This window comes from Ureibacillus galli, assembly GCF_014836845.1.
GTDB lineage: Bacteria > Bacillota > Bacilli > Bacillales_A > Planococcaceae > Ureibacillus > Ureibacillus galli.
The window spans coordinates 113,482-131,564 of the sequence record NZ_JACSQA010000005.1; the positions used below are offsets into that span (position 1 = coordinate 113,482).

18 protein-coding genes are annotated in these 18,083 nt (G+C 35.5%); 12 read left to right on the forward strand and 6 right to left on the reverse strand.

Features of this window, described 5'->3' with window-relative positions; genetic code table 11:
- Window positions 1-79 precede the first annotated feature (79 nt).
- The 4 genes from H9636_RS05870 to H9636_RS05885 all read left to right on the forward strand — a co-directional run bounded on the left by H9636_RS05870 (window position 80) and on the right by H9636_RS05885 (window position 5,926).
- Window positions 80-829: an SDR family NAD(P)-dependent oxidoreductase gene (locus tag H9636_RS05870; RefSeq protein ID WP_191706729.1), complete on the forward strand. Its 750-nt coding sequence runs from the start codon at window positions 80-82 to the stop codon at window positions 827-829.
- A 173-nt stretch (window positions 830-1,002) separates the two neighbouring features.
- Window positions 1,003-2,217 (forward strand): argininosuccinate synthase, encoded by a 1,215-nt coding sequence (locus H9636_RS05875; RefSeq protein WP_191706695.1) that lies wholly within the window; start codon window positions 1,003-1,005, stop codon window positions 2,215-2,217.
- A gap of 55 nt (window positions 2,218-2,272) precedes the next feature.
- Complete coding sequence (gene argH, locus H9636_RS05880) at window positions 2,273-3,652, forward strand: argininosuccinate lyase (protein ID WP_191706696.1); 1,380 nt, start codon at window positions 2,273-2,275, stop codon at window positions 3,650-3,652.
- A gap of 384 nt (window positions 3,653-4,036) precedes the next feature.
- Complete coding sequence (locus H9636_RS05885; RefSeq protein WP_191706697.1) at window positions 4,037-5,926, forward strand: N-acetylmuramoyl-L-alanine amidase; 1,890 nt, start codon at window positions 4,037-4,039, stop codon at window positions 5,924-5,926.
- A 66-nt stretch (window positions 5,927-5,992) separates the two neighbouring features.
- Here the strand turns inward: H9636_RS05885 and H9636_RS05890 are convergent, their stop codons facing one another.
- Window positions 5,993-7,450 (reverse strand): aldehyde dehydrogenase family protein, encoded by a 1,458-nt coding sequence (locus tag H9636_RS05890; protein ID WP_191706698.1) that lies wholly within the window; start codon window positions 7,448-7,450, stop codon window positions 5,993-5,995.
- 161 nt (window positions 7,451-7,611) lie between these two features.
- Here H9636_RS05890 and H9636_RS05895 point away from each other — a divergent pair, with 161 nt between their 5' ends.
- Entirely contained in the window at window positions 7,612-7,962 is a 351-nt protein-coding gene (locus tag H9636_RS05895; RefSeq protein WP_225230095.1) for a DUF3889 domain-containing protein, read from the forward strand.
- Between the two features lie 28 nt (window positions 7,963-7,990).
- Here the strand turns inward: H9636_RS05895 and H9636_RS05900 are convergent, their stop codons facing one another.
- Complete coding sequence (locus tag H9636_RS05900; protein ID WP_191706699.1) at window positions 7,991-8,470, reverse strand: hypothetical protein; 480 nt, start codon at window positions 8,468-8,470, stop codon at window positions 7,991-7,993.
- A 130-nt stretch (window positions 8,471-8,600) separates the two neighbouring features.
- Here H9636_RS05900 and H9636_RS05905 point away from each other — a divergent pair, with 130 nt between their 5' ends.
- Together H9636_RS05905 and H9636_RS05910 are read left to right on the forward strand one after the other, a co-directional pair.
- Window positions 8,601-9,113, forward strand: a complete 513-nt coding sequence (locus tag H9636_RS05905) for an RNA polymerase sigma factor (RefSeq protein ID WP_191706700.1) — start codon at window positions 8,601-8,603, stop codon at window positions 9,111-9,113.
- On the forward strand, window positions 9,103-10,065 hold the full coding sequence (locus H9636_RS05910) for a hypothetical protein (RefSeq protein ID WP_191706701.1): 963 nt from the start codon (window positions 9,103-9,105) through the stop codon (window positions 10,063-10,065). The genes H9636_RS05905 and H9636_RS05910 overlap by 11 nt, the downstream gene beginning before the upstream one ends.
- 45 nt (window positions 10,066-10,110) lie before the next feature.
- On the opposite strand, the gene H9636_RS05915 is transcribed toward H9636_RS05910, so the two are convergent.
- The 3 genes from H9636_RS05915 to H9636_RS05925 all read right to left on the reverse strand — a co-directional run bounded on the left by H9636_RS05915 (window position 10,111) and on the right by H9636_RS05925 (window position 13,085).
- On the reverse strand, window positions 10,111-11,361 hold the full coding sequence (locus H9636_RS05915) for a glutamate-5-semialdehyde dehydrogenase (RefSeq protein ID WP_191706731.1): 1,251 nt from the start codon (window positions 11,359-11,361) through the stop codon (window positions 10,111-10,113).
- Window positions 11,362-11,413: 52 nt separating this feature from the next.
- Window positions 11,414-12,499: a glutamate 5-kinase gene (gene proB, locus H9636_RS05920; RefSeq protein WP_191706702.1), complete on the reverse strand. Its 1,086-nt coding sequence runs from the start codon at window positions 12,497-12,499 to the stop codon at window positions 11,414-11,416.
- Between the two features lie 448 nt (window positions 12,500-12,947).
- On the reverse strand, window positions 12,948-13,085 hold the full coding sequence (locus tag H9636_RS05925) for a hypothetical protein (RefSeq protein ID WP_191706703.1): 138 nt from the start codon (window positions 13,083-13,085) through the stop codon (window positions 12,948-12,950).
- 486 nt (window positions 13,086-13,571) lie between these two features.
- Between H9636_RS05925 and H9636_RS05930 the strand changes: the two genes are divergently transcribed.
- Window positions 13,572-14,000, forward strand: a complete 429-nt coding sequence (locus H9636_RS05930; protein WP_225230097.1) for an NUDIX hydrolase — start codon at window positions 13,572-13,574, stop codon at window positions 13,998-14,000.
- Between the two features lie 188 nt (window positions 14,001-14,188).
- On the opposite strand, the gene H9636_RS05935 is transcribed toward H9636_RS05930, so the two are convergent.
- The gene (locus tag H9636_RS05935; protein WP_191706704.1) at window positions 14,189-14,725 is read right to left on the reverse strand and encodes a GNAT family N-acetyltransferase; all 537 of its coding nucleotides are present in this window, start codon (window positions 14,723-14,725) and stop codon (window positions 14,189-14,191) included.
- Between the two features lie 284 nt (window positions 14,726-15,009).
- Here H9636_RS05935 and H9636_RS05940 point away from each other — a divergent pair, with 284 nt between their 5' ends.
- The 4 genes from H9636_RS05940 (at window position 15,010) to H9636_RS05955 (ending at window position 18,023) form a co-directional block, all read left to right on the forward strand.
- On the forward strand, window positions 15,010-15,438 hold the full coding sequence (locus H9636_RS05940) for a MarR family winged helix-turn-helix transcriptional regulator (RefSeq protein WP_191706733.1): 429 nt from the start codon (window positions 15,010-15,012) through the stop codon (window positions 15,436-15,438).
- A 14-nt stretch (window positions 15,439-15,452) separates the two neighbouring features.
- Window positions 15,453-16,346 (forward strand): Hsp33 family molecular chaperone HslO, encoded by an 894-nt coding sequence (gene hslO, locus H9636_RS05945; protein WP_191706705.1) that lies wholly within the window; start codon window positions 15,453-15,455, stop codon window positions 16,344-16,346.
- A gap of 186 nt (window positions 16,347-16,532) precedes the next feature.
- Window positions 16,533-16,832, forward strand: coding sequence for an ArsR/SmtB family transcription factor (locus H9636_RS05950; protein ID WP_191706706.1), 300 nt, complete (start codon window positions 16,533-16,535; stop codon window positions 16,830-16,832).
- Between the two features lie 99 nt (window positions 16,833-16,931).
- A complete protein-coding gene (locus H9636_RS05955) occupies window positions 16,932-18,023 on the forward strand; it encodes a PQQ-dependent sugar dehydrogenase (protein ID WP_225230098.1) in 1,092 nt (363 codons plus the stop codon).
- Window positions 18,024-18,083 lie beyond the last annotated feature (60 nt).

Sequence of the window (18,083 nt, forward strand, 5' to 3'; positions counted from 1 at the left end):
GTATCTATACTCTTTTTCAATTTTATTTCTATAAATAACAAAATTATTATGAGTAAATTGAAAGGAATTATACAGATTGATGAATAATAAAAAGATATTTATAACAGGTGCAACGAGTGGAATTGGTCGAATGATTGCAGAAAAATGTATAAATAAAGGATATACAGTTTATGCAACTGGACGTAATGAGTCTTCATTACTTTCATTATCCGAAATGGGAGCAAAAGTATTTCAAGCAAATATGTCCAATCTTCAAGATATAAATAACGTATGTAGTCAATTGCCTGCAATCGATGTTGCCGTCATAAATGCAGGAGTAGGTATATTTGAAAATGTGTTTGAATTATCGGATGAACAAATTAATGAAATGATTGATGTTAATGTAAAGGCACCAATTTATTTAACGAATAGACTTTCAAAACAAATGATTGATTGTCAATCGGGGCACTTCATTTTTGTAGGATCACAAGCAGGAAAAGTGGCGACAAAAAAAGCGAGTGTTTATGCTGCTTCTAAACATGCTATTACAGGACTTGCAAACGGAATTCGAATGGAACTAGCTCCCTTTCATATAAAAGTAACAACGATTTTCCCTGGACCAATTGATACGCCTTTTTTACAAAAAGCCGATTCCACTAACAATTATCGTAATACGATTGAAAAATTTCTACTGAACCCAGAATACGTAGCAACAGAAGTAATGAAAACGATTGATAGACCTGTTCGTGAAGTAAACTTGCCGAGGGTCATGTCGCTAACAAGTAAACTTTATGCATTAGCACCGACACTAGTAGAAAGATTGGGTAGTAGTTTTTTTAATAAAAAATAGGTGATGAACCAATGATAGTAAAGCGTCTAATGATAGGCGCTTTTTTATTTTGGTAAAAATAAAAATTTATAAAAATACACTTGTGTTTATTTTTATTCCATGTTACTATTCGTGTATAAACTTTTATGACAATGTATAAAAATACATAAATGAATTATCGGAGGCGCTATTTTATGGCAAATAAAAAAGTAGTTTTAGCTTATTCAGGTGGACTTGATACATCCGTCGCAATTCCTTGGTTAAAGGAACAAGGCTGGGATGTCATCGCCGTTTGCTTAGATGTGGGAGAAGGTAAAGACCTTGAATTTATAAAAAACAAAGCACTTCAAGTAGGTGCCATTGAATCGTATATGGTCGATGCAAAGGATGAGTTTGCAGAAGAATATGCTCTTATTTCATTACAAGCCCATACATGGTATGAACAAAAATATCCATTGTTATCTGCACTATCCCGTCCACTCATTTCAAAAAAATTAGTGGAAATTGCCAACCGTACAGGAGCAGATGCGGTTGCCCACGGATGTACAGGAAAAGGAAACGACCAAGTACGATTTGAGGTTTCCATTAAAGCATTAAATCCTACTCTCGAAGTTTTAGCTCCTGTTCGTGAATGGGGATGGAGCCGTGACGAGGAGATTGAATACGCACAAAAGCATGGAGTCCCTGTACCAGCAACGATCGATTCACCATTTTCAATAGATCAAAACCTTTGGGGTCGAGCTAATGAAGCAGGAGTTATGGAAGATCCTTGGGTAGCACCACCGGAAGAGGCTTATGGCTTAACGGTTTCCATTGAAAATGCCCCTGATACTCCTGAATACGTTGAAATCGAGTTCGTAGAAGGAAAACCGGTTGCATTAAATGGTAATGAAATGAAATTAGCAGATTTAATACAAACGTTAAATAAAATTGCTGGGGCACATGGTGTTGGACGAATTGACCATGTTGAAAATAGACTTGTCGGCATAAAATCCCGGGAAGTTTATGAAATTCCAGGAGCCAAAGTGTTGTTAACGGCCCATAAAGAATTAGAAGATATTACTCTTGTTAAAGAAATCGCTCATTTTAAACCAGTAATTGAGAAAAAACTATCTGAAATCATTTATGACGGTTTATGGTTTAACCCAATCCGTCCAGCTTTAGAGGCATTCTTAAAGGAAACTCAGAAATTTGTAAATGGTACTGTCCGCGTAAAATTATTTAAAGGCCATGCAATAGTAGAAGGACGTAAATCTCCTAACTCTTTGTATAGTGAAAAACTTGCTACTTACTCAAAAGCTGATCAATTTAATCACGCTTCTGCTGTTGGGTTTATTGAACTGTGGGGTCTTCCAACAGTTGTAGCTGCAGAAGTGAATAAACAGAAAGAAACAATAACGAAACAGTAATGTTTGAAATCCGTAAGCGATCGTCAAAACGACTCTTACAAAGTAGGTGAATTGGATGACGAAATTATGGGGTGGACGTTTTCAAAAGTCCGCTGAAAGTTGGGTTGACGAATTTGGAGCTTCTATCGGTTTTGACCAACAATTAGTAATGGAAGATATCGAAGGAAGTATTGCACACGTAACAATGTTAGGTAATCAGGGAATTTTAGACTCTAACGATGTGGAGCAAATTTTAGCTGGCTTAGCTGAGTTAAAAATAAAGGCAGAGGCCGGAGAACTCGAGTTTACGGTTGCAAACGAAGATATTCATTTAAACTTAGAAAAAATGTTAACAGATTTAATTGGACCTGTTGGAGGAAAACTTCATACAGGTCGAAGTCGAAACGATCAAGTTGCGACAGATGTTCATTTGTTTTTGAAAAAAAGGGTAAACGAAGTAGTGGAGTTAATTGAAATCTTCCAAAAAGCAATAATGGAAAAGGCAGAACAACATGTCGAAACAATAGCTCCTGGTTATACTCACTTACAACGTGCTCAGCCAATCAGCTTTGCCCATCACTTAATGGCATATTTTTGGATGCTTGAGCGGGATAAAGAACGCTTTACTGAATCGATGAAACGGATCGATATTTTACCTTTAGGAGCAGGGGCTATGGCTGGAACTACTTTCCCTATTGACCGTGAAAAAACTGCTCAATTATTAGGTTTTAGTAATGTATATGCCAATTCCATGGATGCGGTGAGCGATCGAGATTTTATAGTAGAGTTTTTATCAAACGCCTCTTTATTAATGACTCATTTATCTCGTTTTGCAGAAGAAATTATTATATGGTCAACTGATGAATTTAAATTCATTGAATTAGATGACGCCTTTTCAACAGGTTCATCTATTATGCCTCAAAAGAAAAATCCCGATATGGCAGAACTTATACGAGGCAAGACTGGTCGCGTATATGGCAACCTAATCGGACTGTTAACGGTGTTGAAGGGCACACCATTAACTTACAACAAAGATATGCAAGAAGATAAGGAAGGGATGTTTGACACAGTTCATACGATCCTGGGTGCATTGAAAATTTTCGAAGGTATGGTTCGCACAATGACTGTGAATACAGAACGCCTTCACGCAGCAGTGCATAGTGATTTTTCAAATGCAACAGAATTGGCAGATTACTTAGCTACAAAGGGTATGCCATTCCGTGAAGCCCATGAAGTAACTGGAAAGCTTGTCTTTACTTGTATCCAAAAGGGAATATTTTTATTAGATTTACCTTTGGAAGAGATGAGATGTGAAAGTGAATTGATTGAAGAAGATGTTTACGACGTATTGAAGCCACATGCGGCAGTAAGTCGTCGTAACTCCCTTGGGGGTACTGGCTTTGACCAAGTTCGTTTGCAACTTGAGAAAGCAAAAACATGTTTAAATCATTTTTGATGCAATCCTAATTTAAAGGGTTAAGCATACAAGGCTATTTATTAATGATGTACAGCGATGCACAATAAATAACCGACTTTTATCAAAGAAGCCAGAGGGTAACTTGATAAAAGGAAACTTTATAAGGAACGACTACTTTTATAAAGTAGGAGTAAACATATAAAGTTACATAAACCGTCTCGGGGTCGCGAGACGGTTTTTTTGTATGGTTATTTTTAAGGGACTTATTTCACATGTCTTGCTTTTTTCTTTCAACATTCTCAAGCATTTTGTTGAAAGTTCAGGTATATTGCGCTGTTTTCATAAAAAAGGAAGGTCTCACTCTATCTTCTCAAGAATACTATTTTCATTTTACTTTTACGATGAAAAGAGGAGGGATAGAGGATGGGTTTTAAATCGGCGAAACTATTAAAAAGCTGTTTACTCTATGTGTTCATTTCAACCATCATTTTTGGCTCTTTCGTTATCTTTCAATCAAACAATGAAACTACAGCTGCAACAAATTCAGGAGAACTTCAACAATCTTTTAAAAAGGCTGCTGAAGAATTTGGTGTTCCAATTGAAGTTTTAATGGCGGTTTCTTATCATCAATCTCGTTGGGATGAACATGATGGCCATAGCGAAGTTGGGGGTTACGGTGTTATGAATTTGATCGATATCCCATTGAACAACGATGCAAACGGAAAAAATGAAGCAAATTTTCAATTTACAATAGAACAAAACGACACCTCTTTAGAAAAAGCAGCCAAGTTACTTCGTATTGATAAGGAAAAACTAAAAACGAATACCGAACAAAATATACGGGGCGGAGCTGCTCTTTTAGTTCAATATGCAATAGAAACAATAGGAGAAGTACCAAAAGAAATCGGTGATTGGTATGGAGCTGTTATGTTGTTTAGTGGATCCGACATGAAAAGTGTAGCAGAGGGATTTGCTGAAGATGTTTATACAACGATAAAAAAAGGAGTCGAAAGAACAACAGTAAGTGGGCAAAAATTGACTTTAAAAGGAAAGGAAATTGAGCCGAATCAAAATACAGCTAAAAACATTAACTTACGAAACCCAAAAACTACTGGGGTAGATTGTCCGAATGGTTTAGATTGTACCTTTATTCCAGCATCTTATAAACAATACTCCAATAGTTCAAGAGATTATGGGAATTATGATTTGGCCCAAAGACCTGACGATGGGTTAGATATACGGTATATTATCATTCATGATATCGAAGGAAGCAGTGAATCGGCTATTAATCATTTCCAAGCCCAATCTTACGTTAGTGCCCATTATGTACTAGATTCGGATAATGGAACGATCACTCAAATGGTTAGACCAAAGGATGTGGCTTGGCATGCCGGTAACTGGTATTTTAATGCCCATTCTATCGGGTTAGAACACGAAGGTTTTGCAGTTGAAGGAGCGGATTGGTATAGCGAACAAATGTATCGATCTTCTGCAAAATTAGTAAAATATTTAGCGAAGAAATATAATATTCCCCTTGATAGGCAACATATTATTGGCCATGATGAAGTTCCTGGCTTGACTCCTGCTAGACAAGCGGCAATGCATTGGGATCCAGGTGCATATTGGGATTGGTCCCATTTCTTTAATCTTTTAGGAGAACCAATTAACCCTTCTGATGGCAATGAATATAGCAATATGATAACGATTCGTCCAAATTATCATACAAATAAGCCGATTTTCACTTATGGCTCTATGATACTTGAACCGAAGTCTTCTAGTCTTATACAATTTTATACGCAACCTAGTTTTGAATCACCTCTTATTAAAGATACCCTTTTAAGCAATGGAGGAACGAATCGTATTAATGATTGGGGTAATAAAGCAGCAATTGGACAAACCTATTATAAGGTGGCACACGAAAATCATTGGACTGCCATAAACTATGGGGGGCAAGTTGCATGGTTCTATAACCCTCATGAACAAAATTCGATACCGGGTAATGGCATTTTGATAACGCCTAAACAAGGTAAAGAAAGTATTCCAGTATACGGGGCGGCGTATCCGGAAGCATCTGCCTATGAAGGTACAGGAATTGGGGAAGGTGCTCGAGGAACTGCAACACCTCTTTATCAATTAACAGCGGGTGAAATGTATGTTGCTAGTGGTCCAATTTTATCTTCCTATTACTATGCGAAGGATTATAATGATCCAACATCATACAAAGTAGTGATTGGGGAAGATGAATATTATCAAATTTATTTCAATCACCGTTTAGGTTTTGTGAAAAAATCAGATATAGAGATTGTTCATTAACTTTCCTAAAAAACAATAACAGCCACAAAGAATGGAAGGTCCATTCTATTTGTGGCTGTCTACTACTTAAAAAGGATATTCCCTCGGTTTTGTTTGCACGGAAATCCATTTTGTGACAGTGAATTCATCAACAATCCAAGGATTACCAAAGCGTCCAACACCACTATCGCGCATCCCTCCAAATGGTGCTCTCGGTTCATCGTTCACCGTTTGATCATTCAGATGAGTCATCCCAAATTCGATATCAAGGGCATATTCCCGTGCCTGATCCAAATCTCCTGCAAAAATAGCAGAACTTAATCCATAAATCGTATGGTTCGCAAATTCAATGGCTTCATCATCAGAAGAAGCTTTAATAATCGGTACGATTGGACCAAATAATTCTGTTTGTGCAAGTTCACTGTCATTTCGTACATTTCCAAAAATGGTAGGTGTAAGTACATTACCAATTAATTGTCCGTCTAAAAGAACTTCTGTACCTTGTGCCTTCGCTTTTTCGATATTTTGTAAAGAGAAATCGATTTGTTTTTTATTAATAATGGGTCCGATAATCACTTCATGGTCTCGTGGATCCCCATATTTTAAACTTTTTACCCGTTCAACAAATTTTTGGACGAATCCATCATATAATTTTTCGTGAACTATAATACGGTTAGTAATCATACAAATTTGTCCTTGGTGAAGGAATTTACCAAAGACCGCCGCTTTTACCGCTTGCTCTAAATCTGCATCTGATAAGACGACAAAGGGAGCGTTACCACCGAGTTCTAATGCTACCCGTTTAAATAAACCACCTGCTACTGTACCTATATGCCTTCCTACTTCTGTAGATCCAGTAAAACTTACTAAACGAACGACAGGGTGTTCAACCATTAAATCTCCGATGATAGAAGTTTTCGTAAGGACACTTTGGAAGACACCTGAAGGGATACCACCTTCTTCAAACGCTTTTGCAATTAACGAGCCAGAAGATAAGCTTACTTGTAAATCTGCTTTGTGTACGACTGCATTTCCTAATGCAAGGGCAGGAGCAATCGTACGCATCGATAAATAAAGCGGGAAATTGAAAGGGGCAATGGATGATACTACTCCTAAAGGTAGTCGATGTATTTCATTTATTTTATTTGGTACTACAGATTGCTCTTTACGAACTTCGTGAACTTTATCGATTGTTGTTAAGGCTTCTTTCATTACTGAAACGGTACTGCCATATTCGACCGTTGCTTTTATAAAGCTACTACCCGATTCAATGATGAGTAAATCAATAATGGCATCTTTATTTTCTTCAAAAAACGTAATGGCTTTTTCGATTACTCTTCGTCGTAGATTAGGGTTCTTTCCCCAATCTTTTTGAGCTTTTTGAGCATCATAAAAGGCACGGTCAACCTGTTCTTTTGAAGCCATTTTAACCGTCGCTAACACTTCATCATCAAATGGATTTGTAATATCAAAAGTACTTTCTGATTCCCCATCTACCCATTGACCATTTAAATAACTTTGATTTAAGGTTGTAAACTGGTTCATTTGAACATCCCTCCAATTTTGAACATCTAAATGATTTACCCTGTCTATATTGTTTTAAACGTTGAATGATATTATTGTGTACATTGTTAATTAATACATACAAAGAAAAGGAATATCTTCATTCGTTTAGAAAAGACTAACGAAAAGGAGGCGGGGAGCAGTTGAAAACAAAAATTGCAATATCGGTTTTAGTAATATTAAGTACGATTGCAGTCGGTAAGATTTTGACGGTACCTCCAAATAACAATACGACAAGTGCAGAAGAAATTGCCCCTTCTTATGCCAAATGGGGAAGAATTGCAATGCAAAAAGTGATGGAGAAATATCCGTCAGCGGACGTAATTGACTATTTGCATATTGGAAAAGAAGTCGGATCCGTTAATTCTGTAGAGAAATTTAAACTTTGGTTAAGAGCAGAAGATAATCGTGAATTTGGAGTATTTGTTGATATATCCATAAATAATCAGACAGAAGAAATAGTAGACATTCAATTTACAGAAACGGATCGATAAAAAACGCAAGGCTTTTATGCCTTGCGTTTTATTTTACCTCTATTTTAAAAATGTATGAGCTATCGCCACTTGAGTTTTTATCATCTTTTTCCCAAACACCATAGTAAGTTACGATATATGTACCTCGTACTATTGGGGCTGAAAAAGTAGTTTTATCCAGTTTCAACTCTTCCGTTTGGCCCGAGCTATCTATTACGGTAACTTTTTGGGAACTAGGTGTACGTTCGATGTGTAACGTTATGTTTTCATTTCGTGAAACCTTTATCCCTTTCATACCATCCATCAATTCAGTAGGTGTGGCCATATCTACACACTCGGTAACTTTTTCTGTATTCCAACAGTAGGAGCCTTGGGAAGTTGGATAAATTTCCTCATCGATTTCAATTTCTACTTTAGGTGGAGAAGTTAGTTTGGAACTTGTTATTGGCAAGTCCAATTTATTTTCCGTATTCGAACAACCAAAAAGGAAAAAGAGTAGTAAAAGAAGTAAGAAGATTGGGTTCTTCAAAATATCACTCCTTTTAGAAGTTTAAAGCCTTTCTCTATCTATATGGTAATTTTTCGACTATTATCAATTTTTTTATTGTCCACTGAGTCGTTTTAAGAACATAATCGTCTATATAGGTGGAGGTGGGATTTTGGCTTTCAATTTCGAACAGGAATATGAAATACATAGTGACCGTATTTATCAATACATATATTTTTTAGTCGGACATACCGAAACGGCTGAAGATTTAACGCAAGAAACCTTTATAAAAGCAATGCAATATTCCGCTTCATTTCGACAAGAGGCAAGTGCTTTCACATGGCTAATGAAAATTGCAAGGAACTTAACTTATGATTATTTTCGTCGAAAACGTCTCATTCAGTTTTTACCTTTCCGAAAGGAGTATGACAATAGAGAAACTGTATTTACACCAGAAAAGTGGCTAGAAAATCACGAAGAATCTAAACAATTATACGAGGCATTACATCAATTAAAATTGGACTATCGAGAAGCCATAGTACTAAGAAAAATAGAAGGCTTTTCAATTAAGGAAACGGCAGAAATTCTTGGATGGAAAGAAGCAAAAGTTAAAAATTGTACAGAGCGAGGAATGAAGGCATTAAAACAATTTCTATTGAAAGGGGGAGAGGAGCATGAATCTTGATGAGCAATTAAAAGAAATGGTTCGACCATATCGAGATGAGTTGACGAAAGATAGTTCAAAACAAGCCATTATGAAAAAAATGAAAAAGGAAAGCATTCGAAATCGTTGGATTTACCGAACGGTACTCGTCAGTACATGTGTGATTGCTATTTTATTATATGCGTCGTTCTTTGCCTCTACTTCGATTCAGCAAGATGTAACGGCGACCCCTTTTGGAAACATTGATGATCAATCAAAAATAGAAAAAGTGATTGTGTTAGAAAATGAAAATCCACAGCGTCAGTTAAATTTAAAGTCCATTTTCTATCCTTTCAAGGAATCTATCACAACAAGTGAAGTTTTTGATGACATTATTCCTATTTTATTGGCAGCGAGGGAACAGGCAATACCATGGGATGGCGCTTTTGAAGAAGAAGTCATTGAAGATATTCATTTTACTTTTTCAAATGGGGAAGAACTTTATTTAAAGCAGTCCTTTGAAGGGGATATTCCTGAACATGTTAATTTTTTGTACGATCCAAATGCGAACATGAAATATGCCTTATCCAATGAAGAGTGGAGAACAATTACTGCACTAACCGATGAGATTCATAGTCAACATCAATTTACAAGATGGACATTTATCTGGAAATTTTTAATGGTGATTATCGTTTTGGGAATATTGTTTATCATTGAGAAAAAAGAGCAAAAGAAATTTAATGTTGAGCAAAAAAAGAAACCTTTCGCTATAATGAATACTCTATGTTTATTATTAGCTATTTATATTTGTAATAAAATAATTCATTATTTAGGAACGATTCATTTCGGTGTAGCTATTTTATTATTAATTTCCGTTCACTCCTTTAATGAACTAATAAATTATATAAGAACAAAACAACCGATTCGCTGGAAATTTTCAAGTTTAAATTTGTTCATTATTTTAATATTTGCTATATTATTAACTTATTTTTAAATGAGAAGGTACTTTAAACCGTAGTAGTTTAAAGTACCTTTATGTTTATTCCCTTACTTGACCATTCCCATAAACAAAGTATTTAGCTGAAGTAAGTGCAGGTAAACCCATTGGTCCTCTTGCATGTAGTTTTTGTGTACTAATGCCGATTTCAGCGCCGTAGCCAAATTCAAACCCATCTGTAAAACGGGTAGATGCATTATGATAAACAGCAGCTGAGTCAACACTAGTTAAAAAGGTTTGGGCTGCCATTGGGTCTTCCGTAATGATGGATTCAGAATGATTTGTACTGTACGTATTGATATGATCAATTGCTTCATACAAGCTTTCTACTACTTTAACACTTATAGTTAAGCTTAAGTATTCTGTTGCGTAATCCTCATCTGATGCAACTGTTGCATGAGGGAATACTTCGCAGACCTTTGAATCACCAATAATTTGAATATTTGCTTCATGTAGATGTTGTAATAACTGTTTACCGTTTTGTTCAAACCAATCCTGTTGGATGAGTAAACTTTCCGCAGCATTACAGACAGAAGGGCGTTGGGTTTTAGCATTTAGAATAATTTTTAATGCCATCGTATAGTTAGCCGTCGTATCAACATACACATGACAATTACCAGCCCCCGTTTCTAAAACGGGAACAGTTGCTTCTTTCACGACTAAATCAATTAAATTTTTCCCTCCACGTGGAATCAATACATCTAAATATTCCTTTAAATGGAATAGTTCCTTTGTAGTTTCGTGACGCGTATCTTCGATTAATTGAACAGCATCTAACGGAAGTTCAGTGTTTTGTAATGCGCGGTGAATCGTATCAACGAGTACTTTATTGGAATGTTTTGCAGAAGAACTTCCTCGTAATATAACGGCGTTGCCTGTTTTTAAACTAAGGGTTGCTGCATCAATTGTTACGTTCGGACGAGCTTCATAAATCATGCCAATCACACCAAGGGGAACACGCCGTTTTTCGATTAATAATCCGTTATCTTTCGTTGTTGATTCAAGAAGTTCACCAATCGGATCTTGTAATTGAATAAGGTCATCAATGGCTTTAGCCATTACGTCAATTCGACTTTCGTTTAACATAATCCGATCTAATGTAGAATCGGGGATTTGTTTTTGCTTCCCAATTTCTAAATCTTGCTGATTGGCTGATAAGATTAAATCTTTATCGATCAGTAGCTGCTCGGCAATTTTTGATAGAGCTTCATTTTTTTCATCGGTTGTTTTGACATTCATGAGGAAACTTGCTTTTTTAGCTAATTTACCTTTTGCTTGAACTTCACTGTCCATTATTGCTTTTGTCATCAAAACTCCTCCTTACAAACGTTTTTAACGATGGTTCTTATGCTTTAACCCATTTATCCCGGTGAATCACTTCAGTGGCAGTTGCATCAATTTCAGTCGTTCTTTTTCCAAGAGCTTGTAACAATTCATTACTGGAATAAAGCACTTCACCTCGACCTAACAATTTCGACTCCCCGTAAACTTCGACTACATCACCTTTTGAAAATTCGCCTTCAATTTTATAAACACCTGCAGGTAGAAGGCTTTTACCATTCAATATAATGGCTTTTTCTGCCCCTTTATCGATAAATAATTTTCCAGAAACTTCTGTAATAGATAACCATTGTTTCTGATTAGCTAGAATAGCAGAATCATCTTTTCCGATATAAGTCCCATCACCTAAACCGTTTAAAATATCGATTAGTTTTGTTGGACCTTTTCCATTTCCAATAAAAACTTGTACGCCTGCTTGTAAAGCTGTACGAGCAGCCAATAGTTTCGATTGCATTCCACCAGTACCTACCTTTGAACCCCCATCAGTTGCAAAAGTTAACATGTCATCTGTAATTTCATTTAAATAATGAATACGTGTTGCATTCGGATTTGTAAAAGGGTTGTCATTATAAAAACCATTGATGTCCGTTAAAATAATGAGGTGATCCGCATGAACAAGTCCACTTACTAAAGCAGATAACATATCATTATCACCAAAGGTTAGTTCCGTTACAGATACTGTATCATTTTCATTAATAATGGGAAGGACGTTTCGTTGAAGTAATTCCATAAAGGTCGCATAGGCGTTTTTAAATCGTTCTTTTTTTGAGAAATCAGTTCGTGTTAATAATATTTGCGCTGCCGTTATTTGATGTTCATGGAACGATTCTGAGTAATATTGGATGAGTAAACTTTGACCAACTGCAGCTGCCGCTTGTCTCCCTTTTAAAGTAACTGGTCGAGAAGGGTAGCCCAACTTACGAAATCCAGCAGCGACTGCACCAGAAGAAACGAGTAATACATCATGGCCTTCGTGTTTTAAAGTTGCTAGTGCTCCGATATGGTCCTGAAGTTTAGTATGATCAATTTCTCCTTTTGTGTTTGTAAGGGAACTACTTCCGATTTTTACGACAATTCTTTTTTTCTTCACCAATATACCTCCCTTAACTTTCTAAATAATAAAAAGCCTTTTTCACCCTGAAAATTAGGGCGAAAAAGGCTACTTTTCCGTGGTACCACCTAGATTGGACTGCAATGCAAATCCCACTTTGTGCTCATAACGCTAGAGTCTGCGTCTAGTTTTCTAGAAGCTGGCGAAGTAGGTTCCGTGATCCTTTTTGTACGATGTTTTACAGCCGGTGAACATCGCTCTCTTTCCAACAGGGTTTCACATACTAGTCTTCGTTAAGCTGATTTTTCTTTTTGAATAAATATGCAATAAATTAAAAAGTTTGTCAATAACATTGTATTTGTTTTAATAAAGTAATTGAGAAATGTTTTAATCTGTTTCATAAAATCAACATTTAGAACAATCGATTTTTTTAGTGATATTGTGGTATGTTTAATCTATGGATAATTTCATTTCATATCGTGGTATATTATGCGACTAAAGTTAAATTCGTATATGAAAGGATAGCTGGAGATTCAATTTTTCCAAGTACTGTAACGGCTTCTTCCTTTGTTTCGAATTCAAAAATTCGGTAAGAATTTTGTTCAAAAATAGTTAGTACCCACATAATAGGGTCGCCTCCTAGAAAATGTTATTTTTATTCAAAAAACAGGATCTTCACTATCACAAATTGAATTAGGTTAGTTTGTAAAGGAAAGGATAGAAGATGGTTGTTCCTTAAGTACAAGTTTTGCTTCTTTTTCATTTTCAAACACAAACATCCGATACGAATTGTTTTCAAAAACGGTTAATACCCACATTTGAGGATCTCCTCCACTATGAAATTTTCTGGTTATAACAAAATCCCTTGTCTTTTCGAAATTATTGTTATACCAATTTGTGACCATTGTACATGGAAAAATGGTAAAAGAAAATGGTTAGTGAACTATTTCACATATTGTTCATTTTGATTCCGGTTTCATAAAATTTTACAAAAATGTCATGCATAATTTCGTAACAATATATAATTGAATAAAAATTTTATATAATAGGAGATATAAAATTTATAATTTTCAATAAATATTTTATGTAAACTAAAATTGGAGGATAAAAATTGGCAATAAAAAAGGCATATGGGTATATGACAAGAATGAAAGATGGTGCCCCTCAAGTATTAGTATTTCAACACATCAATTTGGAAGCTGGCATCCAAATTCCAAAAGGAACAGTTGATGCAAATGAAACACCGCTTGAAGCTGTAATTCGAGAAATGAAAGAGGAAACAGGTCTAGTCGAATTTGTTGTTGATGGTTTGCTAGCTGAGGATTTTTGGGAAAACGATGATGGGGCCATTCATCATCGATACTTTTATAAGATTTTATTAGAAGAGGCACCTGATGAGTGGGACTATCAACCGACTGGTGGCGGAGCAGAAGAGGGACTCACTTTCCATTTTTTCTGGATAAATAATCAACAGGAAGTTGAGTTAGTTAGGGGACATGGAGATTATTTAGATTATATTTTTCATAAAACGGCACCTTAAAAACTTTCGTTAACGGATGTGTTCGTAATGGATCAATGTTTTAACAACAGTCTTTAATAAAGGAATTGAAAACGTGACCTAGCTGTCAATTACTATTAAAACAAAATGAAGCGTGACGGATTTCCATAGTATGCTTAAACAACATACTAGTTATCTGTCACGCAAGTATTCGTTTTCAAGTATAGAATTTAATCTCTATTTTCCCATTCTTCTCGTAACATCCCCATTCGTATGGAGTCATAATATACTCCATTAAATAAACGGACTTTTCGAATACGGGCTTCCAATTGCATGCCAAGCTTTTCTCCTACTCGGATCATTCTTTTATTTCCAGACCAAGTTGTAAATCCAACTCTTACGATGGGCAATGTTTGAAAAAGATGATGAATCCATAGTTTCATTGCTCGAGTACCTAGTCCTTTTCCCCAAGTTCCTGCTTCATGAAAAACAATTCCCATTTCAAGCCATTTAGAAGGCTCATGTTCCCAATAATAAGTAATAATCCCCTTTACTTCGTAGTCCACTTCGATTACCCAAAAATCATTTCGATTAATCCATGACTTTCCTTTAGGTAAAAATTCTTCGTAACTCATTGAATGATGGGGAAAGTAAGGAGCATCCCATTTTTTCCATTCAGGTTGGTCCTCTTTGTAAATGAGTTCCCATAATTTAATTAAATCTTGTTCTTTAATAGGTCTGATTGTTAATTCATTATCGGTATACATATTTGTCCTCTTTTCAAATTTATTAAAATTTTTTTGATTGAAAAGAGATAGAGTCCATTCTACTTTTCAATCCCTCTAATTGTGTTTTTCATTTCAATCATTCCTTTCGATTTTTATAGTGTTATTATACATTATATTCTGAATTTATCGTCATTTCATTTTGCTTGCATTCTATCATTTTTCATCATATATTATGGATGGCTCAATTATTGATAGCTCAAATATTGATGGGTCAAAGGAAAAATGACCATTTGTCATATAAAGTGACATTAGGGGGTGCACCAATGGGATATTCGGTTTCTGAACAAGAACAGTTGTTATTTTTATTCAAAACCCTTAGTAATCAACTAGGTCCGAAGTTTGAAAAAAATACCCAGTTCAGTTTATCTCGTTTTGAACTTTTATATCAACTTGTTCAATTTGAAGAAATTTCCCAATCGTCTTTACAAAAAATCGTAAATATCGACCATGCAGCGATTACACGACATTTAAAGCAATTGGAGATAGATGGTTATGTGACGAGGAGACGGAATCCAAAAGATAACCGGGAAACCATTGTCCATTTAACGGAAGAAGGACGACAACAAATCTTTAATTGTCAAAAAGATAAACAAAGTTTTACCAATCAAATGTTTTCTCATTTTAACGATAAGGAACTAAAATCGTTAATCGATATGTTGCAACGTATACAAAAAAATATTAAAGAGATATAAGGAGTTACAATAAAATGAAAGATTATTTAGTTAGAGCTATTGGTTTTAATGGACAAGTTCGTGCTTTTGCAGCACGTACGACTGAAACTGTAGGAGAAGCACAACGCCGCCATCATACATGGCCAGTAGTTTCCGCTGCCCTAGGTCGTACAATGACAGCTAGTGTCATGATGGGTGCTATGTTAAAAGGTGAAGATAAAATTTCAGTTAAAGTACAAGGGAATGGCCCAATTGGGGGGGTAGTAGTTGATACGGACGCAAAAGGGAATGTGCGAGGATTTGTATCAAATGGACAAGTACATTTTGACTTAAACGAGCAAGGAAAATTAGATGTACGTGCTGGTGTTGGAGAAGAAGGAACGTTAACCGTTGTAAAAGATTTAGGTATGAAAGAAATGTTCTCTAGTCAAGTTCCAATCGTTTCAGGTGAAATTGCCGAAGATTTTACCTACTATTTCGCGACAAGTGAGCAAGTATCTTCATCCGTAGGGTTAGGGGTACTCGTAAACCCGGATAACACGATTTTAGCTGCTGGCGGATTTATTATTCAATTAATGCCTGGTTGTGAAGAATCAACAATTGCTGCTTTAGAACAACATTTAACAACAATTGAACCGGTCTCTAAAATGATTGAAAAAGGGTTAACACCAGAAGAAATTTTACAAGCGGTATTAGGAAAAGATAGTGATATTCAAATTTTAAGCTCAATGCCAGTCCACTTCCAATGTGACTGCTCGAAAGAACGCTACAGTCGAGCATTAGTAGGCTTAGGAGCAAAAGAGTTAGAAGAAATGATCGAGGAAGAAGGACAGATTGAAACGCAATGTCATTTCTGTTTAGAAACATATGAGTTTACTCAAAATGAATTACAAAGTTTAGTAGATGAAATTAAATCTTATGTTCATTAATAACAAGCCTGTTTTGAACGAATTGTGTTCAAAGCAGGCTTGTTATATTTTATTCGTTATTTAAAAAAATAATGGTAAATACACTAGAAAAAGTGATATCCTTTTTCATTTCATTTCGTTATATCTCATAGATTAAAATTTTTTATATAAGTATTCTCTTATACAAAGTATTTCAGAGGTGAGATGATGGATATTCCATTTTTAGAAAAACAATTAAAGGCATTAGCTGATAAAAATCGACTAATTATATTAAGTTGTTTAAAATCCGGAGAAGTATGTGTTTGTGATTTAGTGGAGGTTTTAGGCTTATCCCAACCTGCAGTCAGTCAGCAGTTAAAAAAGTTGGAACAGGCAGAAATTGTTACATCTCGTAAAGTAGCTACTTGGAAGCATTACCGAATTGTTGACGAACCGTCACCTGTTTTACAAGCTGCTTTATCTCAATTAGAAAATAAATCGGTTTATCACTATGAACCCTGTTATTAAAATGTTGTCATAATTTAACATTATCTATTATTGAATCCCAATTTTTTGTTAAAACTTAAATGAGGTTTGGAATATGAATCATAATAGGAGTGTGGCTGATTGAAAAAAATAATAACTGTTAATGTCATCATGATGGTACTACTTGTTGGGTGTTCAAAATTTAATGAAACTGAAAAGAATGAACAACAAGAAAATACCGTTATCGAAGTGACGAATGTTCTCGATGAAAATACGTCGGTCGTAGCGGATGAATTAAATATTCCTTGGTCCATCGATAAAAAAGATGATACTTTTTATTTATCTGAACGAACGGGTAGTATCGTGAAAATTGAAAATGGGGAAGTTGAAAGACAAAAGGTTGAATTAGAAAAGGACTTGGCAACTGCATCCGAAGCAGGTCTATTAGGATTTGTTCTCGCACCTGATTTTCAACAATCAAACAGAGCGTATGTTTACTATACTTATAAGGATGATACAGGGCAGTTCAATCGAATTGTTACGGTACAACAACAAGGAGATATTTGGAAAGAAGAACGTTTACTTTTAGACAAAATTCCAAGCGGATCCTATCATCACGGTGGGAGGCTGAAAATTAGTCCTGATGGAAAACTATATGCAACAACAGGTGATGCGGCAAAAAAACCGATTGCCCAAGATTTAAACTCATTAGGTGGGAAAATTTTAAGGATGAATTTAGACGGTTCTATCCCTGCTGACAACCCTTTCCCAAATTCTTATATTTATAGTTATGGTCATCGAAATCCACAAGGACTTACTTGGTCGGATGATGGAGCAATGTATGCAAGTGAACATGGTAACAATGCAAATGATGAAATTAATTTGATTGAAGCAGGACAAAATTATGGATGGCCAACAATTGAAGGGACGCAGCAACAATCAGGCTTAAAAACACCACTGTTTACTTCTGGAAGCGATACGACTTGGGCTCCATCAGGAATGGATTATGTAGATGGGAAATTATATGTTGCAGCATTAAGGGGGCAAGCCGTTATCGAATTTAATTTAACAACGGGCTCCCACAGAAATGTTGTTACAAATATTGGAAGAATTCGAGATATTTTCATTGATGGTGATCAATTGTATTTTATTAGTAATAATACGGACGGTCGCGGGGATGCTCTTGAAAACGACGATAAATTATATCAGTTAAACCTTTCACAATTAAATTAAAACGTTTTATTTACTTACGATATGACATGTCGTAAGTATTTTTTTTATTCCAGTACTAGT